The 24,794-nt window shown below is 64.3% G+C and carries 20 protein-coding genes; 18 read left to right on the top strand and 2 right to left on the bottom strand.

The annotated features are described in order from the left end of the window. Positions 1–17: 17 nt before the first annotated feature. Together FOC67_RS19420 and map are read right to left on the bottom strand one after the other, a co-directional pair. Positions 18–2,720, bottom strand: coding sequence for a [protein-PII] uridylyltransferase (locus tag FOC67_RS19420; RefSeq protein ID WP_003113862.1), 2,703 nt, complete (start codon positions 2,718–2,720; stop codon positions 18–20). A gap of 166 nt (positions 2,721–2,886) precedes the next feature. Next, entirely contained in the window at positions 2,887–3,672 is a 786-nt protein-coding gene (map, locus tag FOC67_RS19415; RefSeq protein ID WP_003092395.1) for a type I methionyl aminopeptidase, read from the bottom strand. 264 nt (positions 3,673–3,936) lie between these two features. On the opposite strand from map, the gene rpsB reads away from it, so the two are divergent. From rpsB to accA, 18 genes are all read left to right on the top strand, one after another. Then, on the top strand, positions 3,937–4,677 hold the full coding sequence (rpsB, locus tag FOC67_RS19410; RefSeq protein ID WP_003092394.1) for a 30S ribosomal protein S2: 741 nt from the start codon (positions 3,937–3,939) through the stop codon (positions 4,675–4,677). Positions 4,678–4,807: 130 nt separating this feature from the next. Then, positions 4,808–5,677, top strand: coding sequence for a translation elongation factor Ts (tsf, locus tag FOC67_RS19405; RefSeq protein ID WP_003092393.1), 870 nt, complete (start codon positions 4,808–4,810; stop codon positions 5,675–5,677). Between the two features lie 198 nt (positions 5,678–5,875). Continuing rightward, a complete protein-coding gene (gene pyrH / locus FOC67_RS19400; RefSeq protein WP_003092391.1) occupies positions 5,876–6,613 on the top strand; it encodes a UMP kinase in 738 nt (245 codons plus the stop codon). A gap of 2 nt (positions 6,614–6,615) precedes the next feature. Continuing rightward, positions 6,616–7,173, top strand: coding sequence for a ribosome recycling factor (gene frr, locus FOC67_RS19395; RefSeq protein WP_003092390.1), 558 nt, complete (start codon positions 6,616–6,618; stop codon positions 7,171–7,173). A gap of 15 nt (positions 7,174–7,188) precedes the next feature. Beyond that, complete coding sequence (gene uppS / locus FOC67_RS19390; protein WP_003113863.1) at positions 7,189–7,944, top strand: polyprenyl diphosphate synthase; 756 nt, start codon at positions 7,189–7,191, stop codon at positions 7,942–7,944. Continuing rightward, a complete protein-coding gene (cdsA, locus tag FOC67_RS19385; protein ID WP_003092388.1) occupies positions 7,938–8,753 on the top strand; it encodes a phosphatidate cytidylyltransferase in 816 nt (271 codons plus the stop codon). Before uppS ends, cdsA begins: the two co-directional genes overlap by 7 nt. Then, the gene (ispC, locus tag FOC67_RS19380; RefSeq protein ID WP_003109337.1) at positions 8,750–9,940 is read left to right on the top strand and encodes a 1-deoxy-D-xylulose-5-phosphate reductoisomerase; all 1,191 of its coding nucleotides are present in this window, start codon (positions 8,750–8,752) and stop codon (positions 9,938–9,940) included. Before cdsA ends, ispC begins: the two co-directional genes overlap by 4 nt. Before the next feature lie 25 nt (positions 9,941–9,965). After that, positions 9,966–11,318 carry a sigma E protease regulator RseP gene (rseP, locus tag FOC67_RS19375; RefSeq protein WP_009313536.1) on the top strand — a complete coding sequence of 451 codons (1,353 nt, stop codon included), beginning with the start codon at positions 9,966–9,968 and terminating at the stop codon, positions 11,316–11,318. A gap of 70 nt (positions 11,319–11,388) precedes the next feature. After that, a complete protein-coding gene (bamA, locus tag FOC67_RS19370) occupies positions 11,389–13,773 on the top strand; it encodes an outer membrane protein assembly factor BamA (RefSeq protein ID WP_003098590.1) in 2,385 nt (794 codons plus the stop codon). 50 nt (positions 13,774–13,823) lie between these two features. After that, positions 13,824–14,330 carry an OmpH family outer membrane protein gene (locus FOC67_RS19365; protein ID WP_003098586.1) on the top strand — a complete coding sequence of 169 codons (507 nt, stop codon included), beginning with the start codon at positions 13,824–13,826 and terminating at the stop codon, positions 14,328–14,330. Further along, positions 14,330–15,391 carry a UDP-3-O-(3-hydroxymyristoyl)glucosamine N-acyltransferase gene (gene lpxD, locus FOC67_RS19360; RefSeq protein ID WP_003117487.1) on the top strand — a complete coding sequence of 354 codons (1,062 nt, stop codon included), beginning with the start codon at positions 14,330–14,332 and terminating at the stop codon, positions 15,389–15,391. Before FOC67_RS19365 ends, lpxD begins: the two co-directional genes overlap by 1 nt. A 45-nt stretch (positions 15,392–15,436) precedes the next feature. Next, positions 15,437–15,877, top strand: coding sequence for a 3-hydroxyacyl-ACP dehydratase FabZ (gene fabZ / locus FOC67_RS19355; protein ID WP_003092375.1), 441 nt, complete (start codon positions 15,437–15,439; stop codon positions 15,875–15,877). Beyond that, a complete protein-coding gene (gene lpxA, locus FOC67_RS19350; protein WP_003092373.1) occupies positions 15,874–16,650 on the top strand; it encodes an acyl-ACP--UDP-N-acetylglucosamine O-acyltransferase in 777 nt (258 codons plus the stop codon). The genes fabZ and lpxA overlap by 4 nt, the downstream gene beginning before the upstream one ends. A 3-nt stretch (positions 16,651–16,653) precedes the next feature. Continuing rightward, the gene (gene lpxB / locus FOC67_RS19345; protein WP_003109334.1) at positions 16,654–17,790 is read left to right on the top strand and encodes a lipid-A-disaccharide synthase; all 1,137 of its coding nucleotides are present in this window, start codon (positions 16,654–16,656) and stop codon (positions 17,788–17,790) included. Then, positions 17,790–18,395, top strand: a complete 606-nt coding sequence (rnhB, locus tag FOC67_RS19340; protein ID WP_003092371.1) for a ribonuclease HII — start codon at positions 17,790–17,792, stop codon at positions 18,393–18,395. Before lpxB ends, rnhB begins: the two co-directional genes overlap by 1 nt. A 216-nt stretch (positions 18,396–18,611) precedes the next feature. Beyond that, complete coding sequence (locus FOC67_RS19335; protein ID WP_003092370.1) at positions 18,612–20,027, top strand: sodium:alanine symporter family protein; 1,416 nt, start codon at positions 18,612–18,614, stop codon at positions 20,025–20,027. A gap of 129 nt (positions 20,028–20,156) precedes the next feature. Further along, positions 20,157–23,678, top strand: a complete 3,522-nt coding sequence (gene dnaE / locus FOC67_RS19330) for a DNA polymerase III subunit alpha (protein WP_009313543.1) — start codon at positions 20,157–20,159, stop codon at positions 23,676–23,678. Between the two features lie 149 nt (positions 23,679–23,827). After that, entirely contained in the window at positions 23,828–24,778 is a 951-nt protein-coding gene (gene accA, locus FOC67_RS19325) for an acetyl-CoA carboxylase carboxyl transferase subunit alpha (RefSeq protein WP_003109333.1), read from the top strand. Positions 24,779–24,794: the final 16 nt, after the last annotated feature.

Here is a 24,794-nt window from a genome sequence, read left to right as displayed (position 1 = left end):
GGCGTTGGCAAGGCTTCTCAGAAGTTTATCCGGGTAGGCAGGGTGTCCCGTCCGTTGTCTTGTGACAGCTGCTCGACCAGGGCGGCCTGCAGGCGTTTGCATAGGTCGGGGTCGGCGAGCGGCTGGTTGCGCGCATCGGTGATGTAGAAGACGTCCTCCACGCGCTCGCCGAGGGTGGCGATCTTGGCGTTCTGCACCGACAGGTCGAAATCCAGGAAGATGCCGCCGATCCGCGCCAGCAGGCCGGGGCGGTCGGGGGCGATGACTTCGAGCACCGAGACCTGGCGCAGCGCGTCGGTGGAGATGGTCACCTGCGGGGCGAAGGCGAAGTGCTTGAGCTGGCGCGGCACCCGGCGCTGGATGATGGTCGGGTAGTCGTCGGGGTTCTTCAATGCGTCGATAAGCCCCTCGCGGATCTCGGCGATGCGCTCCGGGTTGTTGCCGATGGAGTCGCCGTCGGCGTCGAGCACGATATAGGTATCGAGGGTGAACTGGCTGGTGGAGGTGATGATCCGCGCGTCCTGGATGCTCAGGTTGAGCTGGTCCATGGCGGCCACGGTGACCGCGAAGAAATCGTGCTGGTCGGCGGCGTAGATGAAGATCTGCGAACCGCTCTCGAACTCGCGCTGGGTGGTTTCCTTGATCAGCACCAGCGGCGTGCCGTCGTCCGGGTGCTGGAGGATCGCCTCGGTGTGCCAGGCCACGTCGCCGGCGGTGTGGCGCAGGAAGTAGTCGTCGCCGAGCTGGCTCCATAACTGCTCGGCATCGTCCTGGTCGATGCCGTTGCGTACCAGTTGGTCGAGGGCCGCGGTCTGCGTCTGGCGGATCTGCTCCTCGCGGTCCACCGGGTTCTCCAGGCCGCGGCGCAGGGCGCGCTTGGTCTCGGTGTAGAGCTGCCGGAGCAGGCTGGCGCGCCAGGAGTTCCAGAGCGTCGGGTTGGTGGCGTTGATGTCGGCCACGGTGAGCACGTACAGGTAGTCGAGGTGGGTCTGGTCGCCGACCAGTTGGGCGAAATCGAAGATCACCTGCGGGTCGGAGAGGTCCTTGCGTTGTGCGGTGGTCGACATCACCAGGTGGTTCTGCACCAGCCAGGACACCAGTTGGGTGTCCCAGAGCGGCAACTGGTGGCTCTGGCAGAAGGCCTCGGCGTCCACCGCACCGAGTTCCGAGTGGTCGCCGCCACGGCCCTTGGCGATGTCGTGGTAGAGACCGGCGATGTAGATCAGTTCCGGCTTGGGCAGACGATCGATGATCTTGCTCGCCAGCGGATATTTCTCGGCCATCTCCGGCCGATTCAGCTTGCGCAGGTGCTTGATCAGGTTGAGGGTGTGGGCGTCCACCGTATAGATATGGAACAGGTCGTGCTGCATCTGCCCGATGATATGGCCGAACTCCGGCAGGTAGCGGCCGAGGATGCCGTAGCGGTTCATCCGCCGCAGGTTGCGGTGGATACCCTGGCTGCTCTTGAACAGCTCGATGAACAGGCTGGTGTTGCGGATGTCGTGGCGGAACTCGTCGTCGATCAGGTGTCGGCTGTCGCGCAGCAGGCGAATGGTGTCGGCGCGCACGCCCTTGATTTCCGGGTGCTGGGCCATCAGCACGAAGATTTCCAGGAGGGCGAACGGGGTGCGCTTGAAGACGTTCGGGTGCGTCACCTCGATGTAGCCGTCGCGCAACTGGAAGCGACTGTTCAGCGGCTGGATCTGCACCGGCTGCTCGCAGGGCAGGATGACTTCCTCGAAGTGCTGGATGATCAGGTCGTTCAGCTCGGAGATCGCCATCACCACCCGGTAGTACTTCTGCATGAAGCGTTCGACCGCCAGTTTGACGTCGTTGTCTTCGTAGCCGAACAGACGGGCGATGCTGCGCTGGTGATCGAACAGCAGGCGATCCTCGGCGCGCCCGGCGAGCATGTGCAGGGCATAGCGGACCCGCCAGAGGAACTCCTGGCTGGAAGCCAGCATGCTGCACTCGCTTTCCACCAGGAAGCCTTCGCGCACCAGGGCGTGCAGGTTGAGGCTGCCGAACTGGCGGCGGGCCATCCAGAGGATGGTCTGGATGTCGCGCAGGCCGCCGGGGGAGCCCTTGACGTTGGGCTCGAGGTTGTACTCGGTGTCGTTGTACTTGGCGTGGCGGCGCTGCTGTTCGTGGCGTTTGGCCAGGAAGAACTCCTTGCTCGGCCACATGTGCGCGCTGCCGGTAACCTGCAGCATGCGCTGGCGCAGGCTGTCGGGGCCGCAGATGGTGCGGCACTCCATGAGGGTGGTGATCACCGTCAGGTCGGCGCGCGCTTCCTCCGCGCACTGCTGCACCGAGCGCACGCTCTGGCCGACTTCCAGGCCGATGTCCCAGAGCAGGGTGAGGAAGCCTTCGATCGGCTCGCGGAAGCTCTCCTGGTCCTCGCTGTCGAGGAGGATCAGCAGGTCGACGTCGGAGTAGGGGTGGAGTTCGCCGCGGCCGTAGCCGCCCACGGCGACCAGGGCGATGTCGGCGTCGTCTCCCCAGTCGAAGCGCTGCCAGGCCTGTTGCAGGATCTGGTCGACGCACCAGGCGCGATCTTCGATCAGGCGGCGGATGTCGCGGCCGCTGTTGAAGCGGTTGTCGAGCACTTCGCGGAATTGCCGGATGGCCTTCTTGAAGGCGGCGATCGGGCTGGACTTCAAGGCCAGTTCCGCCTGGAACTGCCCGCGATCGAACAATTCGGGATCCACCTGCGGCATGCGGCCTTCCTTTATCTGCTAGCGGTTGGGTTCGATACGCGAGCGCCCCGTCTTGGTGCGTTTTTGCGCTGTATTGGTGCGCGCGTTGCGCCGAATCGGGGCGTCGGCCCCGCCGGAATGGGGCGGGGCGTCGAGGCGCACGGCTGGCAGCAAAAGCCGGGCCGGATCAGGCTGCCGAGGTGCGCGGGAAGGTTTCGTCGTTGCGCAGGGTGAGGATCTCGTAGCCATCGGCGGTGACCAGCACGGTGTGCTCCCATTGCGCGGACAGCTTGCGGTCCTTGGTGATCGCGGTCCAGCCGTCGCCGAGCAGGCGGGTCTCCGGGCGGCCCTGGTTGATCATCGGCTCGATGGTGAAGATCATGCCTTCCTTCAGCTCGATGCCGGTACCCGCACGACCGTAGTGGAGGACCTGCGGCTCCTCGTGGAACACCTTGCCGATGCCATGGCCGCAGTATTCGCGGACCACCGAGAAGCCGTTCTTTTCCGCGTGCTTCTGGATGATTTCGCCGATATCGCCCAGGTGCGCGCCCGGACGCACCACGGAAATGCCCTTGTACATGCATTCCTGGGTGATCTGGCAGAGGCGGTCGGCCCATTCCGGGGTCTTGCCGACCAGGAACATCTTGCTGGTGTCGCCGTGGTAGCCGTCCTTGATGACGGTGATGTCGACGTTGAGGATGTCGCCTTCCTTCAGTGGCTTCTCGTTGGGGATGCCATGGCAGACCACATGGTTGATCGAGGTGCAGATCGACTTGGGAAAGCCCTTGTAGTTCAGCGGGGCGGGAATCGCCTTCTGCTCGTTGACGATATAGTCGTGGCAGATGCGATCCAGCTCCTCGGTGGTCACGCCGGGCTTGATGTGTTCGCCGATCATTTCCAGCACTTCGGCGGCCAGGCGGCCGGCGATGCGCATCTTCTCGATATCGTCGGGCGTCTTGATGGTGACGGTCATGCGAATTCTCTTCGGGCGTGCAAGCACGCATGAATAATAAGGAATACGCGATTCTAGCAGACCTGACCGACCGATCTACTCCCGCCCGGCCATCCGCGGCGGGTTTCACTGCGTCCACGGTTATGGTATAAAGCGCCCCGCTCCGAGGCTGCGGCCTTTTCCGGAGCACAAACCCACACATGCATCGACACGATGGCCTGGGTGCCCGCAAGGGTTGGTCATTGGGATGCGTGGAGGCCTAACCCGACTTATCGAGGAACTATCATGTCCCAAGTCAACATGCGCGATATGCTGAAGGCCGGTGTGCACTTCGGCCACCAGACCCGTTACTGGAACCCGAAAATGGGCAAGTTCATTTTCGGCGCGCGCAACAAGATCCATATCATCAACCTCGAAAAGACCCTGCCGATGTTCAACGAGGCCCTGACCTTCGTTGAGCGCCTGGCCGCTGGCAAGAACAAGATCCTGTTCGTCGGCACCAAGCGTTCCGCCGGCAAGATCGTTCGCGAGGAAGCCGCTCGTTGCGGTATGCCGTACGTCGACCATCGCTGGCTGGGCGGCATGCTCACCAACTACAAGACCATCCGTCAGTCGATCAAGCGCCTGCGCGACCTGGAAACCCAGTCCCAGGACGGCACCTTCGACAAGCTGACCAAGAAAGAAGCCCTGATGCGCAGCCGTGACCTCGAGAAGCTCGAGCGCAGCCTGGGCGGCATCAAGGACATGGGCGGCCTGCCGGACGCTCTGTTCGTGATCGACGTCGACCACGAGCGCATCGCCATCACCGAAGCCAACAAGCTGGGCATCCCGGTCATCGGCGTTGTCGATACCAACAGCAGCCCGGAAGGCGTCGACTATGTAATTCCCGGTAACGATGATGCCATCCGCGCCGTGCAACTCTACCTGAACTCGATGGCCGAAGCGGTAATCCGCGGCAAGCAGGGCGCTGCCACCAGCGCCGACGAGTTCGTCGAGGAAGCGCCGGCCGAATCCGCCGAAGGCTGATTCCGGGACGTTCAGACGTCCGACGGTGCGCAGGAAGGGGGCTATGCCCCCTTTTTGCCACCTTTGAGTTTCTGCCCGGCAGGCCGGGCACAAAGGTTTTTTGAGAGCTACCACTCAAGAGGATTTCGAAATGGCAGAAATTACTGCAGCCATGGTTAAAGAACTGCGCGAGCGTACCGGCTTGGGCATGATGGAGTGCAAGAAGGCGCTGACCGCCGCTGGCGGCGACATCGAGAAGGCCATCGACGACATGCGCGCTGCCGGTGCGATCAAGGCTGCCAAGAAGGCCGGCAACATTGCCGCCGAAGGCTCGATCGCCGTCAAGATCGCTGCCGACAACAAGGCCGCCGTGATCATCGAAGTCAACTCCCAGACCGACTTCCTGGCCCTCCAGGACGACTTCAAGGGCTTCGTCGCCGAGAGTCTGGAAAAGGCCTTCAACGAGAAGCTGACCGACGCCGCTCCGCTGGTCGAAGCACGTGAGGAAGCTCGTCTGGCCCTGGTCGCCAAGACCGGCGAGAACGTCAACATCCGCCGCCTGACCCGCGTCGAGGGCGACGTGGTCGGCGCCTACCTGCACGGCCACCGCATCGGTGTCGTGGTCAACCTGAAAGGCGGCAACCCGGAACTGGCCAAGGACATCGCCATGCATGTCGCCGCCAGCAACCCGCAGTTCCTGAGCGCTTCGGAAGTTTCCGAAGAAGCGATCGCGAAAGAGAAGGAAATCTTCCTGGCGCTGAACGCCGACAAGATCGCCGGCAAGCCGGAGAACATCGTCGAGAACATGGTCAAGGGCCGCATCAGCAAGTTCCTCGCCGAAGCGAGCCTGGTCGAGCAGCCTTTCGTGAAGAACCCGGAAGTGAAGGTCGGCGACCTGGCCAAGCAGGCTGGCGCCGAAATCGTTTCCTTCGTTCGTTACGAAGTGGGCGAAGGCATCGAGAAGGCCGAAGTGGACTTCGCTGCCGAAGTTGCCGCTCAAGTAGCCGCCACCAAGCAGTAACAAAGACGGTTTCGACTGTCGCCCCGGAAGAGGCTGCCCGCTGATGCGTGCGGCCTCTTCGTCAAATGGGGAAGCGTTCGGGGCAGCTTCCGCGTTGCCGGCCCGCTCGGCGGGCTCGCACGCAACGCAGGCGCAAAGTCGTCTCCACCCACGACGGCCCGGCCGTCACGTATTTTTATCGCCGCAGGAGAAAAGGTCATGGCTCAGCAACTGAGCGCTCGTCAACCTCGCTATAAACGCATTCTTCTAAAGTTGAGCGGCGAAGCCCTGATGGGCTCGGAGGAGTTCGGCATCGATCCCAAGGTGCTGGACCGCATGGCGCTGGAAATCGGCCAGTTGGTCGGGATCGGCGTGCAGGTCGGCCTGGTCATCGGCGGCGGCAACCTGTTCCGCGGCGCGGCCCTGTCCGCGGCCGGCATGGACCGGGTGACCGGCGACCACATGGGGATGCTGGCCACCGTGATGAACGGCCTGGCGATGCGCGATGCGCTGGAGCGCTCGAACATCCCCGCGCTGGTGATGTCGGCGATCTCCATGGTCGGTGTGACCGACCACTACGACCGCCGCAAGGCCATGCGCCACCTCGGCGGTGGCGAGGTGGTGATCTTCTCCGCCGGTACCGGCAACCCGTTCTTCACCACCGACTCGGCGGCTTGCCTGCGCGCCATCGAGATCGACGCCGACGTGGTCCTTAAGGCTACCAAGGTCGATGGCGTGTACACTGCCGACCCGTTCAAGGACCCGAATGCCGAGAAGTTCGAGCGCCTGACCTATGATGAAGTGCTCGACCGCAAGCTCGGCGTGATGGACCTGACCGCCATCTGCCTGTGCCGTGACCAGAACATGCCGCTGCGGGTGTTCAACATGAACAAGCCGGGCGCATTGCTGAATATTGTTGTTGGTGGTGCCGAAGGCACCCTGATCGAGGAGGGTTGAGAATGATCAACGAGATCAAGAAGGAAGCGCAGGAGCGCATGGGCAAGACCCTGGAAGCGCTGGGCCATGCCTTCGCGAAGATTCGTACCGGTCGCGCGCATCCGAGCATCCTGGATAGCGTGATGGTTTCCTATTACGGGGCCGATACGCCGCTGCGCCAGGTCGCCAACGTCACCGTGGAAGACTCCCGCACCCTGGCCCTGGCCGTGTTCGACAAGAGCATGATCCAGGCGGTCGAGAAGGCCATCATGACCTCCGACCTGGGGCTCAACCCGGCCACCGCCGGCACCACCATCCGCGTACCGATGCCGGCCCTGACCGAGGAGACCCGCAAGGGCTACACCAAGCAGGCGCGTGCCGAGGCCGAGCAGGCGCGGGTTTCCGTGCGCAACATCCGTCGCGATGCGCTGGCCCAGCTGAAGGACCTGCAGAAGGAAAAGGAAATCAGCGAGGACGAAGAGCGCCGCGCCGGCGACGACGTGCAGAAGCTGACCGACAAGTTCATCGGTGAGATCGAGAAGGCACTGGAAGCCAAAGAAGCGGACCTCATGGCTGTCTGAGGCCGGGCTGACGTCATGGAAAAGACCCGGAAGGATGTGTGCGTGCCACGCCACGTGGCCATTATCATGGACGGTAACAATCGCTGGGCGAAGAAGCGTCTTCTGCCCGGCGTCGCCGGCCACAAGGCCGGTGTCGATGCCGTCAGGGCGGTGATCGAGGTCTGCGCCGAGGCAGGGGTCGAGGTCCTCACCCTGTTCGCGTTCTCCAGCGAGAACTGGCAGCGTCCGGCGGACGAAGTCAGCGCGCTGATGGAGCTGTTTCTCGTGGCCCTGCGCCGCGAGGTGCGCAAGCTCGACGAGAACGGCATCCGCCTGCGCATCATCGGCGATCGCACGCGTTTCCATCCGGAGTTGCAGGCGGCCATGCGCGAAGCGGAAGCCGCCACTGCCGGCAATACCCGTTTCCTCCTCCAGGTCGCCGCCAACTACGGCGGCCAGTGGGACATCGTCCAGGCCGCACAGCGCCTGGCGCGCGAGGTCCAGGGCGGGCACCTGGCGGCGGACGATATCTCCGCCGAGCTGCTCCAGGGCTGCCTGGTGACCGGCGACCAGCCGCTGCCCGACCTGTGCATCCGCACTGGCGGCGAGCATCGCATCAGCAATTTCCTTCTCTGGCAGCTGGCCTACGCCGAGCTGTATTTCTCCGACCTGTTCTGGCCCGACTTCAAGCACGCGGCGATGCGGGCTGCCCTGGCGGATTTCTCCAAGCGCCAGCGCCGCTTCGGCAAGACCAGCGAGCAAGTCGAGGCCGAGGCCCGTCCGTCATGCTGAAACAACGGATCATCACGGCGCTGGTGCTTTTGCCCATCGCGCTGGGTGGTTTTTTCCTTCTCGAAGGGGCGTTCTTCGCCCTGTTCATCGGCGCGGTGGTGAGCCTGGGGGCCTGGGAATGGGCGCGCCTGGCCGGCTATGAACAACAGTTCGGCCGCGTTGCCTACGCGGCGACGGTCGCCGTGCTGATGGTCGCTCTCTACCATCTGCCGCAGCTTGCCGGAGCCGTGCTGCTGCTGGCGCTGGTCTGGTGGACGCTGGCCACCGTGCTGGTGCTCACCTACCCGGAAAGCGTCGGCTACTGGGGCGGCCGCTGGCGCCGCCTGGGCATGGGCCTGCTGATCCTGTTGCCGGCCTGGCAGGGGCTGGTCTTGCTCAAGCAGTGGCCGCTGGCCAATGGCCTGATCATCGCCGTGATGGTGCTGGTCTGGGGCGCGGATATCGGCGCCTACTTCTCCGGCAAGGCCTTCGGCAAGCGCAAGCTGGCGCCGCGGGTCAGCCCCGGCAAGAGCTGGGAAGGCGTTTACGGCGGCCTGGCGGCCAGCCTGGCGATCACCCTGGCGGTCGGCCTCTACCGCGGCTGGTCCCTCGGCGCGCTGCTCCTGGCCCTGCTCGGCGCGGCGCTGGTGGTGTTCGTCTCGATCGTCGGCGACCTCACCGAAAGCATGTTCAAGCGCCAGTCCGGAATCAAGGACAGCAGCAACCTGCTGCCCGGCCACGGTGGCGTGCTGGATCGCATCGACAGCCTGACGGCAGCCATCCCGGTATTCGCGGCCCTGCTCTGGGCCGCCGGCTGGGGTGCGCCATGAGTCGACCGCAGCGGATCAGCGTGCTCGGCGCGACCGGCTCGATCGGCCTGAGCACCCTGGACGTCGTCCAGCGTCATCCCGATCGTTACGAAGCCTTCGCCCTGACTGGCTTCAGCCGCCTGGCCGAACTCGAGGCGCTGTGCCTCAGGCACCGCCCCGTCTATGCGGTGGTGCCGGAGCAGGCCGCGGCGATTGCCTTGCAGGGCTCGCTCGCCGCGGCGGGTATCCGCACCCGGGTGCTGTTCGGCGAGCAGGCGTTGTGCGAAGTGGCCAGCGCGCCCGAAGTGGACATGGTAATGGCGGCCATCGTCGGCGCCGCCGGGCTGCCGTCGACCCTGGCGGCCGTCGAGGCCGGCAAGCGCGTACTGCTGGCCAACAAGGAAGCGCTGGTGATGTCCGGCGCGCTGTTCATGCAGGCGGTCAAGCGCAGCGGCGCGGTGCTCCTGCCGATCGACAGCGAGCACAACGCGATCTTCCAGTCGCTGCCGCGCAATTATGCCGATGGCCTGGAGCGGGTCGGCGTGCGCCGGATCCTCTTGACCGCCTCCGGCGGCCCGTTCCGTGAGACGCCGCTGGAGCAGCTCGCTTCGGTGACGCCGGAGCAGGCTTGTGCGCACCCGAACTGGTCGATGGGGCGGAAGATTTCCGTCGACTCCGCCAGCATGATGAACAAGGGGCTCGAACTGATCGAGGCGTGCTGGCTGTTCGACGCCCAGCCGAGCCAGGTCGAGGTGGTGATCCACCCGCAGAGCGTGATCCACTCGATGGTGGACTACGTCGACGGTTCGGTGATCGCCCAGCTCGGCAATCCGGACATGCGCACGCCGATTTCCTATGCCATGGCCTGGCCGGAGCGAATCGATTCCGGCGTTTCGCCGCTGGATATGTTCGCCGTCGGTCGCCTGGATTTCCAGCGCCCCGACGAGCAGCGCTTCCCCTGCCTGCGCCTGGCGAGCCAGGCCGCGGAAACCGGCGGCAGCGCCCCGGCCATGCTGAATGCCGCGAACGAGGTGGCCGTGGCCGCATTTCTCGAGCGGCGCATCCGCTTCAGCGACATCGCGGTTATCATCGAGGACGTGCTGAACCGCGAGGCGGTGACCGCAGTCGAATCGCTCGATCAGGTCCTGGCCGCCGATCGCCGCGCCCGTTCGGTCGCCGGGCAATGGTTGACCCGACACGCCGGCTAGTCTTCGGACGGCCTGGAGGTAGGAGATGAGTGCGCTTTACATGATCGTCGGTACCCTGGTGGCCCTGGGCGTGCTGGTGACGTTCCACGAATTCGGCCACTTCTGGGTCGCGCGACGCTGCGGGGTGAAGGTCCTGCGCTTCTCCGTCGGCTTCGGCACGCCGCTGGTGCGCTGGCACGACCGGCACGGCACCGAGTTCGTGGTGGCGGCCATTCCGCTGGGCGGCTACGTCAAGATGCTCGACGAGCGCGAGGCGGAAGTACCGGCCCATCTGCTCGAACAGTCCTTCAATCGCAAGACGGTCCGTCAGCGGATCGCCATCGTCGCGGCTGGTCCCATCGCCAATTTCCTACTGGCGATTCTGTTCTTCTGGGTCGTCGCCCTGCTCGGTAGTCAGCAGGTGCGCCCGGTCATCGGTTCCGTGGCGCCGGAGAGCCTGGCCGCCCAGGCCGGCCTGGAGGCCGGGCAGGAATTGCTGGCGGTGGACGGCGAGCCCGTCACCGGCTGGAGCGGGGTCAACCTGCAGCTGGTTCGCCGTCTCGGCGAGAGCGGTACGCTGGAAGTGCGGGTGCAGGAAAAGGGCTCGAATGTCGATTCCACCCACCAGGTGCGTCTGGATGGCTGGCTGAAGGGCGAGGACAATCCCGATCCCATCGCCTCGCTGGGCATCCGGCCCTGGCGGCCGGCCTTGCCGCCGGTGCTGGCCGAACTCGACCCCAAGGGGCCGGCGCAGGCCGCCGGGCTGAAGCTCGGCGACCGCTTGCAGAGCATCGATGGCATCGCCGTCGACGACTGGCAGCAGGTGGTGGATAGCGTCCGTGCCCGTCCCGGGCAGCGCGTCCAGCTCAAGGTACTGCGCGACGGCGAAGTGCTGGATGTTGCCTTGGAGCTGGCGGTGCGCGGCGAGGGCAAGGCCCGGAGCGGCTACATGGGGGCGGGGGTCGCCGGTACCGAATGGCCGGCGGAAATGCTCCGCGAAGTGAGCTACGGACCGCTGGAGGCGGTGGGTCAGGCGCTTTCCCGAACCTGGACCATGAGCCTGCTAACGCTCGACTCCATAAAGAAAATGTTGCTCGGCGAGCTCTCGGTAAAAAACTTGAGCGGGCCGATAACCATTGCTAAAGTGGCGGGCGCTTCAGCCCAGTCTGGCGTGGGGGATTTTCTCAATTTCCTGGCCTATCTGAGCATTAGCTTGGGGGTTCTCAACCTGCTGCCGATCCCTGTCCTCGATGGCGGGCATCTGCTGTTCTATCTGGTTGAGTGGGTGCGCGGGCGCCCATTATCCGAACGGGTACAGGCTTGGGGGATGCAGATCGGCATCAGTCTGGTCGTTGGCGTGATGTTGCTCGCTCTGGTCAACGATCTGAGTCGTCTGTAGTCATGTTGAATTCGAATCTGCCGCCCTTTGCGGCAGATTCTCTATTTGTCAGTTGGAAAAAAAGGACTCCATGAAACGCTTTCTGCTACCCGCGCTGCTGTCAGCGCTGATGATCGCCGAGGTTCACGCCGAGTCCTTCACTGTTTCCGATATCCGGGTCAATGGCCTGCAGCGCGTGTCCGCCGGTAGCGTGTTCGCCGCCCTGCCGCTGAACGTCGGCGAGACCATCGACGACCAGGCCCTGGTCCAGGCCACCCGCTCCCTGTTCAAGACCGGTTTCTTCCAGGACATCCAGCTCGGCCGCGATGGCAACGTGCTGGTAGTCACTGTAGTCGAGCGCCCGTCGATCTCCAGCATCGAGATCGAGGGCAACAAGGCGATTTCCAAGGAAGACCTGCTCAAGGGCCTGAAACAGTCCGGCCTGGCCGAGGGCGAGATCTTCCAGCGCGCCACCCTCGAAGGCGTGCGCAACGAGCTGCAACGCCAGTACGTGGCCCAGGGCCGCTACTCGGCCGAGATCAACGCGGAAGTGATCCCGCAGCCGCGCAACCGCGTCGCGCTGAAGATCAACATCAACGAAGGCACGGTCGCCGCGATTTCCCACATCAACGTGGTGGGCAACACCGTCTTCTCCGAAGAAGACCTGACCGACCTGTTCGAACTGAAGACCACCAACTGGCTGTCGTTCTTCAAGAACGACGACAAGTACGCCCGCGAAAAGCTCTCCGGCGACCTCGAGCGCCTGCGCTCCTATTACCTGGACCGCGGCTACATCAACATGGATATCGCCTCCACCCAGGTATCCATCACGCCGGACAAGAAGCACGTCTACATCACCGTCAACATCAACGAGGGTGAGAAGTACACCATCCGCGACGTGAAGCTGACCGGCGACCTGAAGGTGCCGGAAGAGGAAGTGAAGCGCCTGCTGCTGGTACAGAAGGGCCAGGTGTTCTCGCGCAAGGTGATGACCACCACCTCCGACCTGATCACCCGTCGCCTGGGCAACGAGGGCTACACCTTCGCCAACGTCAACGGCGTGCCGGAAGCCCATGACGACGACAAGACCGTCTCGGTGACCTTCGTCGTCGACCCGGGCAAGCGCGCCTACGTCAACCGCATCAACTTCCGCGGCAACACCAAGACCGAAGACGAAGTGCTGCGCCGCGAAATGCGCCAGATGGAAGGCGGCTGGGCCTCCACCTACCTGATCGACCAGTCCAAGGCCCGTCTGGAGCGCCTTGGCTACTTCAAGGAAGTCAACGTCGAGACCCCGGCGGTTCCCGGCACCGACGACCAGGTCGACGTCAACTACAGCGTCGAAGAGCAACCCTCCGGCTCGATCACCGCCAGCGTCGGCTTCGCCCAGAGCGCCGGCCTGATACTCGGCGGCTCGATCAGCCAGAACAACTTCCTGGGTACCGGCAACAAGGTCAGCATTGGCCTGACCCGCAGCGAATACCAGACCCGCTACAACTTCGGCTTCGTCGACCCCTACTGGACCGTCGACGGCGTCAGCCTTGGCTACAACGCCTTCTACCGGAAGACCGACTACGACGAACTCGACGTCGACGTCGCCAGCTACTCGGTGAACAGCCTGGGCGCCGGCATGAGCATCGGCTACCCGATCAGTGAGACCTCGCGCCTGACCTATGGCCTGAGCGTGCAGCGCGACCAGATCGACACCGGCCGCTACACCGTGGACGAGATCTACGACTTCCTCGACAAGGAAGGCGACAACTTCACCAACTTCAAGGCTTCCATCGGCTGGTCCGAATCGACCCTGAACAAGGGCGTGCTGGCCACCCGTGGTCACTCGCAGAGCCTGACCCTGGAAACCACCCTGCCGGGCAGCGACCTGTCGTTCTACAAGATCGACTACCGCGGGCAGGTCTTCGCCCCGCTGACCGACAACTACACCATGCGCTTCCACACCGAGCTGGGCTATGGCGATGGCTACGGATCCACCGAGCGCCTGCCGTTCTACGAGAACTACTACGCCGGCGGCTTCAACTCGGTGCGGGGCTTCAAGGACAGCACGCTGGGGCCTCGTAGTACCCCCTCTAGGGCTTACAAGGATGGGAAGATCATTCCTGGGCCTGATGAGCGTGGTCGCTACACCGACCCGGACCAGGATCCCGAAGCCTTCGGTGGTAACATCCTGATCACCGGCGGCGCTGAGCTGCTGTTCCCGCTGCCGTTCGTCAAGGACCAGCGCCAGTTGCGTACCGTGCTGTTCTGGGACGTGGGTAGCACCTTCGATACCGACTGCCCGACCAAGACCACCACCAACTGCGACGGCATCAAGACCGACAACCTCGCCAGTTCCGTGGGCGTCGGCCTGACCTGGATCACCGCGCTGGGCCCGCTGAGCTTCAGCCTGGCGACGCCGATCAAGAAGCCGGACAACGCGGAAACCCAGGTCTTCCAGTTCTCCCTGGGCCAGACCTTCTGATTTGTACGTAGTACCGAGTAACGAAACCATGCTTTGTGCAGGAGTGCATCGTGCGTAAGTTCACCCAGTTCGTCCTGATCACCGCAGCCATCATGGCGGCTCCTTCGGCGTTCGCTGAAATGAAGATCGCGGTGCTCAACTACCAGATGGCGCTGCTCGAGTCCGATGCCGCCAAGCAATACGCCGTGGATGCCGAGAAGAAGTTCGGCCCCCAGCTGAACAAGCTGAAGAACCTCGAACGCGACGCCAAGGCGCTGCAGGACAAGCTGGTTTCCAACGGCAGCAAGATGTCCCAGGGCGACCGCGAGAAGGCCGAGCTGGACTTCAAGCAGAAGGCCCGTGACTTCCAGTTCCAGTCCAAGGAACTGAACGAGTCGAAGGCCGCCGCCGACCGCGACATGTTGAAGAAGCTCAAGCCGAAGCTGGACCAGGCCGTCGAGGAAACCATCAAGAAAGGCGGCTACGACATGGTCATCGAGCGTGGCGCCGTGGTCGACGTCAAGCCGCAATACGACATCACCCGCCAGGTGATCGAGCGGATGAACCAGCTGCGTTGATGATGAGTACCTTGTCCTACACCCTGGGCCAGTTGGCCGCGCATGTCGGCGCGGAACTCCGTGGCGACGCGGACCTGCCGATCCAGGGCCTGGCGACCTTGCAGGAGGCCGGACCGGCTCAGCTGAGCTTCCTGGCCAACCCGCAGTATCGCAAGTACCTGCCCGAAAGCCGTGCCGGCGCCGTCCTGCTGACGGCTGCCGACGCCGACGGGTTCGCCGGTACCGCGCTGGTGGTGGCCAACCCCTACCTGGCCTATGCCAGCCTGTCGCACCTGTTCGATCGCAAACCGAAGGCGGCCGCCGGTATCCATCCCACCGCCATCGTCGCGGCGGACGCCGAGGTCGATCCGAGCGCCAGCGTCGGCGCCTATGCGGTGATCGAGAGTGGCGCCCGCATCGGCGCTGGCGTCAGCATCGGCGCGCACTGCGTAATCGGCGCCCGTAGCGTGATCGGCGAAGGCGGCTGGCTGGCGCCGCGGGTCACGCTCTACCACGACGTCACCATCGGCGCGCGGGTGAGTATCCAGTCGGGCGCGGTGATCGGCGGCGAAGGTTTCGGTTTCGCCAACGAGAAGGGCGTCTGGCAGAAGATCGCCCAGATCGGCGGGGTGACCATCGGTGACGACGTCGAGATCGGCGCGAACACCACCATCGACCGTGGAGCACTGTCCGATACGCTGATCGGCAACGGTGTGAAGCTGGACAACCAGATCATGATCGCGCACAACGTGCAGATCGGCGATCATACCGCCATGGCCGCTTGCGTCGGCATTTCCGGCAGCGCCAAGATCGGCAGGCATTGCATGCTCGCCGGCGGCGTTGGCCTGGTCGGCCATATCGAGATCTGCGACAACGTTTTCGTGACCGGCATGACCATGGTGACCCGCTCGATCACCGAGCCGGGATCGTATTCCTCCGGTACCGCCATGCAACCGGCGGCCGAATGGAAAAAAAGCGCCGCGCGCATTCGTCAACTGGACGACATGGCGCGTCGACTTCAGCAGCTGGAAAAACGCCTGGCTGCCGTGACCTCAAGCGGTGACGCTTCATCTGATGCGTAATTGACGTTTTTTGCGTCACCCTTTTCTGAACAGGCTCCCCCTAACATGATGGACATCAACGAGATTCGCGAATACCTGCCTCATCGCTATCCTTTCCTGCTGGTGGATCGGGTGGTAGAGCTGGACATCGAGGGCAAGCGCATTCGCGCCTACAAGAATGTCAGTATCAATGAGCCGTTCTTCAACGGACATTTCCCCGAGCACCCGATCATGCCGGGCGTGCTGATCATCGAGGCGATGGCCCAGGCGGCCGGTATCCTCGGTTTCAAGATGCTCGACGTGAAGCCCGCCGACGGCACCCTTTACTACTTCGTCGGTTCGGACAAGCTGCGCTTCCGCCAGCCGGTCCTGCCGGGCGACCAACTGCAACTGCACGCCAAGTTCATCAGCGTGAAGCGCAGCATCTGGAAATTCGACTGCCACGCTACCGTCGACGACAAGCCGGTATGCTCGGCTGAAATCATCTGTGCGGAACGCAAACTATGAGTTTGATCGATCCTCGCGCCATCATCGATCCGAGCGCCAGGCTGGCGGCTGACGTCCAGGTGGGCCCGTGGTCCATCGTCGGGGCGGAAGTGGAGATCGGTGAAGGGACGGTGATCGGTCCGCACGTGGTGCTCAAGGGCCCCACGAAGATCGGCAAGCACAACCGCATCTACCAGTTTTCCAGCGTCGGCGAGGATACTCCCGACCTGAAATACAAGGGCGAGCCGACGCGCCTGGTGATCGGTGACCACAACGTGATCCGCGAAGGCGTGACCATCCATCGCGGAACCGTCCAGGATCGCGCGGAAACCACCATTGGCGACCACAATCTGATCATGGCCTATGCGCACATCGGCCATGACAGCGTGATCGGCAACCATTGCATCCTGGTGAACAACACGGCGCTGGCCGGGCATGTCCACGTGGACGACTGGGCGATCCTGTCCGGCTACACCCTGGTGCACCAGTACTGCCGGATCGGCGCGCACAGCTTTTCCGGCATGGGCAGCGCCATCGGCAAGGACGTCCCGGCCTACGTGACGGTCTTCGGCAACCCGGCCGAAGCCCGCAGCATGAACTTCGAAGGCATGCGTCGGCGCGGCTTCAGCAGCGAGGCCATCCATGCCCTGCGGCGTGCCTACAAGGTGGTCTATCGCCAGGGACATACCGTCGAGGAAGCCCTGGCCGAGCTGGCCGAAAGCGCTGCCCAGTTCCCCGAGGTCGCGGTGTTCCGTGATTCCATCCAGAGCGCAACCCGCGGCATCACCCGCTGAGCCATGGCTGACGGATTACGCGTAGCCCTGGTCGCCGGCGAGGCCTCCGGCGACATCCTCGGGTCCGGACTGATGCAGGCGCTGCGGGCGCGGCACCCGGATATCGAGTTCATCGGCGTCGGTGGGCCGCGCATGGAGGCCGAAGGGCTGTCCAGCTATTTCCCCATGGAGCGCCTGTCGGTGATGGGCCTGGTCGAAGTACTGGGCCGGCTGCCGGAGTTGTTGCGACGGCGCAAGCGCCTGATCCGCACGCTCATCGAGGCCCGGCCGGATGTGATGATCGGCATCGACGCTCCCGACTTCACCCTCGGCGTCGAACACAAGCTGCGCCAGGCTGGCCTGCGCACCGTGCATTACGTCAGCCCTTCGGTGTGGGCCTGGCGGCAGAAGCGGGTGCTGAAGATTCGCGAAGCCTGCGACCTGATGCTGGCATTGTTCCCCTTCGAAGCACGTTTCTACGAAGAGCATGGGGTGCCCGTGCGTTTCGTCGGCCACCCCCTGGCCAACACCATTCCCCTGCAGGCGGATCGCGCTGCGGCCCGCGCGCGGCTCGGATTGCCGGCGGACGGACAGGTGGTGGCGCTGATGCCGGGCAGTCGCGGCGGCGAGGTCGGCAAGCTCGGCGCCTTGTTCCTCGACACCGCCCAGCGCCTGCTCGTCGAACGGCCGGGCCTGCGTTTCGTGCTGCCCTGCGCCAGCGCTGCACGGCGCGAACAGATCGAGCAGATGCTCCAGGGCCGCGAGCCTCTGCCGCTGACGCTGCTCGACGGCGCTTCCCATGAAGCGTTGGCCGCCTGCGATGCGGTGCTGATCGCCTCCGGTACCGCGACCCTCGAGGCGCTGCTCTACAAGCGGCCCATGGTGGTGGCTTATCGGGTCGCCGGGCTGACGTACCGGATTCTCAAGCGCCTGGTGAAAAGCCCTTACATCTCCCTGCCGAACCTGCTGGCCGGGCGCCTGTTGGTGCCGGAACTGATCCAGGACGCCGCCACCCCGCAAGCGCTGGCCGCAACCCTCTCGCCGCTGCTGGACGACGGCTCGCAGCAGGTGGAATTCTTCGATGCCATCCATCGGGCCTTGCGCCAGGATGCTTCGGCACAGGCGGCGGAAGCCGTCCTGCAACTGGTGGAGCGCCGCTGATGCAACTGGGCCTGGATTTCAATCTGGTGGAGGATCTGGTCGCGGGCGTCGACGAGGTCGGTCGCGGTCCGTTGTGCGGTCCGGTGGTCACCGCCGCGGTGATTCTCGACCCGAGCCGCCCAATCCTCGGCCTGAACGACTCGAAGAAGCTCAGCGAAGCTCGTCGCGAGGCGCTGTTCGAAGAGATCCGCGAGAAGGCCCTGGCCTGGTGCATCGCCCGCGCCGAGGTCGAGGAGATCGACCGGCTGAACATTCTGCATGCCACCATGCTTGCCATGCAGCGCGCGGTCGAAGGCCTCAGCGTGACTCCGCGGCTGGCCCTGATCGACGGCAATCGCTGTCCGAAACTGGCGGTGCCCAGCGCGCCGGTGGTCAAGGGCGACAGCCAGGTACCGGCAATCGCCGCGGCGTCGATCCTGGCCAAGGTCAGTCGCGACCGGGAAATGGTCGAGCTGGACCGGGTCTATCCGGGCTATGGCATGGCCGGGCACAAGGGCTATCCGACCGCTGTCCATCTCGAGGCGCTTTCCCGTCTCGGCCCGACGCCGATCCATCGACGCTCGTTTGCTCCGGTTCGCGAATTGCTGGATGTCCCTGTTCAATAATTGAGCGGATGTCGCGTGACTGACCGTATCCGTCGCCTGGTGACAAGCGGTGAGCGGCGTCAATAGCGGAAAGTCCTGCCCCTTCCTGCCAGGTACCATTCACAGCGAAATTTCCTTCGGCTCGCACGTCATTCCGTGTGTGTCCGAAACACGCGGCCTTCTACCCGGGAGGTCGGCTGACAACAATCCGCCATAAGCGGAACAGGGGAGTTATCCATGCAAGAATTCGCCACTCAGGTCGTCGACCTGCTCAACGGCCTTATCTGGGGCAAGATCCTCATCTGGCTGCTGGTCGGTTGCGGCCTGTACTTCACTGTGCGCCTGGGATTGATCCAGTTCCGCCACTTCGGCCATACCTTCAGCGTGCTCAAGGGCAGCCGCCAGTCGGACGACTCGGGAATCTCCTCGTTCCAGGCGCTCTGCACCTCTCTGGCGGCGCGGGTCGGTACCGGCAACGTCGCCGGCGTGGCGGTAGCGATCACGCTCGGCGGTCCCGGCGCAGTGTTCTGGATGTGGGCGATCGCCCTGGTGGGGATGGCGACCGGCTTCGTCGAGGCGACCCTGGCCCAGTTGTTCAAGATTCGCGACGACAAGGGCCAGTTCCGTGGCGGCCCGGCCTACTACATGGAGAAGGGCCTGGGCGCGCGCTGGATGGGCATCCTGTTCTCGATCTTCCTGATCATCGCCTTCGGTTTCGTCTTCAACTCGGTGCAGGCCAATACCATCACCGGTGCCATGCAGGGCGCCTTCGGCGTGCCGACCTGGATCAGCGGCATCGCCGTGGTGATCCTCACCGCGTTGATCATCTTCGGCGGCCTGCGCTCCATCGCGCGCTTCTCCGAACTGGCGGTACCCTTCATGGCGGTGGCCTACCTGCTGCTGGCGGTGGGCATCATCCTGTTCAACCTCAGCGAACTGCCGGGCGTCCTGGCGATGGTGGTGAAGAGTGCCTTCGGCTGGCACGAGGCCGCCGCCGGCGGCATCGGCGCGGCGATCCTCAACGGCTTCAAGCGCGGCCTGTTCTCCAACGAAGCAGGCATGGGCTCGGCGCCCAACGCCGCCGCCTCGGCCACGCCCTATCCGCCGCACCCGGCGTCCCAGGGCTACGTGCAGATGGCCGGCGTGTTCATCGATACCCTGCTGATCTGCACCGCTTCCGCCGCCATCATCCTGCTGGCCGGACCGCAGGAAGGCGAGGGCATCATGCTGGTGCAGAATGCCCTGACCAGCCAGGTCGGCGACTGGGGCCGCTACTTCCTGGCGGTGATCATCCTGTTCTTCGCCTTCACCTCGATCGTCGCCAACTACTTCTATGCCGAGAACTGCCTGGTATTCCTCGAGCACAACCACCTGGCGGGTCTGTTGATCTTCCGCCTGATCGTGCTGGCGATGGTGATGTTCGGCGCGCTGGCTTCGCTGCCGTTCGTCTGGAACCTCGCCGACGTGTCGATGGGCCTGATGGCGATCACCAACCTGATCGCCATCCTGCTGCTGTCCAACCTCGCGATCAAGCTGGCCAAGGACTATAACGCCCAGCGCAAGGCCGGCAAGCTGCCGACCTTCGACGCCAGCCAGTTCCCTGAAGTCCAGCAGAAGCTCGAACCGGGCATCTGGGACGACCGCCGCGCCTGAGCGCGGGGCGGGCGACGTTTCTCGGCGCAGCCGAGGCGCATCATCCGCTCTTGAACCTGTAGCTTTGCCACCGGGCCCGGTACAATCCGGGCCTTGTCGTTTTTGCGTTATTTCTGCTCCGGGGCCTTCATGACCGTATCCTTCGTTCACCTGCGTCTGCATACCGAATTCTCCCTGGTCGACGGCCTGGTCCGGGTCAAGCCCCTGGCCAAGGCGGTGGCGGGGCTGGGCATGCCGGCGGTGGCGGTCACCGACCAGAGCAACATGTGCTCGCTGGTGAAGTTCTACAAGACCGCCATGGGCGCCGGCATCAAGCCGATCTGCGGGGCCGACATCTGGCTCGCCAGCCGCGAGGAAGATGGCCCGCTCAGCCGCCTGAGCCTGCTGGCGATGAACGCGAAGGGCTATCGCAACCTCACCGAGCTGATTTCCCGCGGCTGGAGCGAAGGCCAGCGCAATGGCGAGATCATCATCGAGCGCGACTGGGTCAAGGAGGCGGCGGAAGGCCTGATCGCGCTGTCCGCGGCCAAGGAGGGCGAGATCGGCCACGCGCTGCTCGACGGCGAGGAAGCCAAGGCCGAGGCGCTGTTGCGCGAGTGGATGGAGGTGTTCCCCGAGCGCTTCTACGTCGAAGTGCAACGTACCAGCCGGGTCAACGACGAGGAGCACCTCCACGCGGCGGTGGCTTTGGCGTCACGCTGTAATGCGCCGCTGGTGGCGACCAACGACGTGCGCTTCATCAAGCAGGAAGACTTCGAGGCCCACGAGACCCGCGTCTGCATCGGCGAGGGGCGGACCCTCGACGATCCGCGGCGGCCATGTACCTATTCGGACCAGCAATACCTGAAGTCGCCGGCGGAAATGGCCGAGCTGTTCAGCGACCTGCCGGAAGCGTTGGAAAACACCGTCGAGATCGCCAAGCGCTGCAACATCGAGGTGCAGCTGGGCAAGTACTTCCTGCCGGACTTCCCCACGCCCAATGGCATGGGCATCGACGACTACCTGCGGCACGCCTCCTTCGAAGGTCTCGAGGAGCGCCTGGAGGTGCTGTTGCCGAAGGACACCCCGGACTACGAGGCCAAGCGCCAGGTCTATGTCGACCGTCTGAACTTCGAACTCGATATCATCATCCAGATGGGTTTCCCCGGTTACTTCCTCATCGTGATGGACTTCATCAAGTGGGCGAAGAACAACGGCGTGCCGGTAGGCCCCGGGCGGGGCTCGGGCGCCGGCTCGCTGGTGGCCTACGTGCTGAAGATCACCGACCTCGATCCGCTGGCCTACGACCTGCTGTTCGAACGTTTCCTCAACCCGGAACGGATCTCCATGCCCGACTTCGACGTCGACTTCTGCATGGAGGGCCGCGACCGGGTGATCGACTACGTGGCCGACGCCTACGGGCGCAACGCGGTGAGCCAGATCATCACCTTCGGCACCATGGCGGCGAAGGCGGTGGTACGCGACGTGGCGCGGGTCCAGGGCAAGTCCTACGGTCTCGCCGACCGGCTGTCGAAGATGATTCCGTTCGAAGTCGGCATGACCCTGGATAAGGCCTACGAGCAGGAAGAAATGCTCCGCGACTTCCTCAAGAGCGACGAGGAAGCCGCCGAGATCTGGGAGATGGCCCTCAAGCTGGAAGGCATCACCCGCGGTACCGGCAAGCACGCTGGTGGCGTGGTGATCGCGCCGACCAAGCTGACCGACTTCTCGCCGATCGCCTGCGACGAGGAAGGCGGCGGCCTGGTGACCCAGTTCGACAAGGACGACGTGGAGGCGGCCGGCCTGGTGAAGTTCGACTTCCTCGGCCTGCGGACCCTGACCATCATCAAGTGGGCGATGGAGATCATCAACCGCGAGCAGGCCAAGAAGGGCCTGGAGCCGGTGAACATCGACTTCATCCCGCTGGACGACAAGCCGACCTATTCGCTGCTGCAGAAGGCCGAGACCACTGCGGTGTTCCAGCTCGAATCGCGCGGCATGAAGGAGCTGATCAAGAAGCTCAAGCCGGACTGCCTGGAAGACCTCATCGCACTGGTGGCGCTGTTCCGCCCGGGTCCTCTGCAGTCGGGCATGGTGGACGACTTCATCAACCGCAAGCACGGTCGCGCCGAGCTGTCCTATCCGCACCCCGATTACCAGTACGCCGGCCTGGAGCCGGTGCTCAAACCCACCTACGGCATCATCCTGTACCAGGAACAGGTGATGCAGATCGCCCAGGTCATGGCCGGCTATACCCTCGGTGGCGCGGACATGCTGCGCCGGGCGATGGGCAAGAAGAAGCCCGAGGAAATGGCCAAGCAGCGCGGCGGTTTCATCGAGGGTTGCAAGAACAACGGCATCGATGCCGATCTCGCGGGCAACATCTTCGACCTGGTGGAAAAATTCGCCGGCTACGGCTTCAACAAGTCACACTCGGCAGCCTACGGCCTGGTCTCCTACCAGACCGCTTGGCTGAAGACCCACTTCCCGGCGCCGTTCATGGCCGCGGTACTCACCGCGGATATGCAGAACACCGACAAGGTGGTGACGCTGATCGAAGAATGCCGGCACATGAAGCTGCGCATCGTGGCGCCGGACGTGAACAACTCCGAGTTCCGCTTCACCGTCGACGACGATGGCCGGATCGTCTATGGCCTGGGTGCGATCAAGGGCGTCGGCGAGGGGCCGGTGGAGGCGATCACCGAATGCCGCGCCGAAGGCGGGCCGTTCAACACCCTGTTCGACTTCTGCGACCGCGTCGACCTCAAGCGCATCAACAAACGCACCCTGGAGGCGCTGATCCGCGCCGGTGCGCTGGATCGCCTGGGGCCGCACTACCACGACGAGCTAAAGGCCTACCAGGCTACCGTCGACCTCAACCGCGCCGTGCTGCTGGCGGCGATGGAGGAAGCGATCCAGGCTGCGGAGCAGACCGCGCGCAGCCACGACAGCGGGCACATGGACCTGTTCGGCGGAGTCTTCGCCGAGCCGGAGGCGGATGTCTACGCCAACCACCGCAAGGTCAAGGAGCTGACCCTCAAGGAACGCCTGAAGGGCGAGAAGGACACCCTCGGCCTGTACCTGACCGGCCATCCGATCGACGAGTACGAAGGCGAGGTGCGGCGCTTCGCCCGCCAGCGCATCGTCGAGCTGAAGCCGGCGCGCGATACCCAGACGGTGGCCGGGCTGATCGTCAACCTGCGGGTGATGAAGAACAAGAAGGGCGACAAGATGGGCTTCGTCACCCTCGATGACCGCTCCGGACGGATCGAGGCCTCGCTGTTCTCCGAAGCCTTCGCCGCGGCCCAGTCGCTGCTGCAGACCGATGCGCTGGTGGTGGTCGAGGGCGAGGTCAGCCAGGACGACTTCTCCGGCGGACTGCGCCTGCGCGCCAAGCGCGTGATGAGCCTGGAGGAGGCGCGTACCGGCCTGGCGGAGAGCCTGCGGATGAAGCTGCACGCCGACCTGTTGAAGGGCGATCGCCTGCGCTGGCTGGGCGAGCTGTTCAACCGCCATCGCGGTTCCTGCCCGATCACCCTGGACTACACCAGCGCCGACGCCAAGGCCCTGCTGCAGTTCGGCGAGAGCTGGCGGGTGGATCCGGCGGACGATCTGATCCAGGCATTGCGTGACCAGTTCGGGCGCGACAACGTCTTCCTCAATTATCGTTAATCGCGATGGGCGATAACGCCGTTGTTCCGCGCTCTGCGGCGGGAAAACGCGGATCGCCCTTGCTCCCGGCTCGACCCCTGGCGCCCGATCCCGTAAGGTAGGGCGCCAAACGGAAACGGCCCACTAGAATCTGCGCACGACGGAAGCCTATGAACCCGAACTTTCTTGATTTCGAACAGCCGATCGCCGACCTGCAAGCCAAGATCGAAGAGCTGCGCCTGGTGGGCAACGACAATGCGCTGAACATCAGCGACGAAATCTCGCGTCTGCAGGACAAGAGCAAGGCGCTCACCGAAAACATCTTCGGCAATCTGTCCAGTTGGCAGATCGCCCAGCTCGCGCGCCATCCCAAGCGTCCCTATACCCTCGACTACATCGGCTACCTGTTCAGCGATTTCGAGGAACTGCACGGCGACCGGCATTTCGCCGACGACCCGGCGATCGTCGGCGGCGTTGCCCGCCTCGACGGTTCCCCGGTGATGGTCATCGGCCACCAGAAGGGCCGCGAAGTCCGTGAGAAGGTCCGGCGCAACTTCGGCATGCCGCGTCCGGAAGGCTATCGCAAGGCCTGCCGCCTGATGGAAATGGCCGAACGCTTCAAGATGCCGATCCTCACCTTCATCGACACGCCCGGCGCCTACCCGGGCATCGATGCCGAGGAACGCGGCCAGAGCGAGGCGATCGCCTGGAACCTGCGGGTGATGGCGCGACTGAAGACGCCGATCATCGCCACCGTGATCGGCGAGGGCGGTTCCGGCGGCGCGCTGGCCATCGGCGTCTGCGACCAGTTGAACATGCTGCAATACTCCACCTACTCGGTGATCTCGCCGGAAGGCTGCGCCTCCATCCTCTGGAAGACCGCCGAGAAGGCGCCGGAAGCCGCAGAGGCCATGGGCATCACCGCCGAGCGCCTGAAAGGCCTGGGCATCGTTGACAAGGTCATCGACGAACCGCTGGGCGGCGCCCATCGCGATCCGGCGAGCATGGCCGAATCGATCCGTGGCGAACTGCTGGCGCAACTGAAGATGCTCCAGGGCCTGGAAATGGGTGAGTTGCTGGAGCGTCGTTACGACCGCCTGATGAGCTACGGCGCGCCGTAAACCATCCGGCGCACTG

The sequence above is a fragment of the Pseudomonas sp. FDAARGOS_761 genome (assembly GCF_013343155.1).
Taxonomy (GTDB): domain Bacteria; phylum Pseudomonadota; class Gammaproteobacteria; order Pseudomonadales; family Pseudomonadaceae; genus Pseudomonas; species Pseudomonas aeruginosa.
This window is presented reverse-complemented; position numbering and strand designations above follow the sequence as displayed.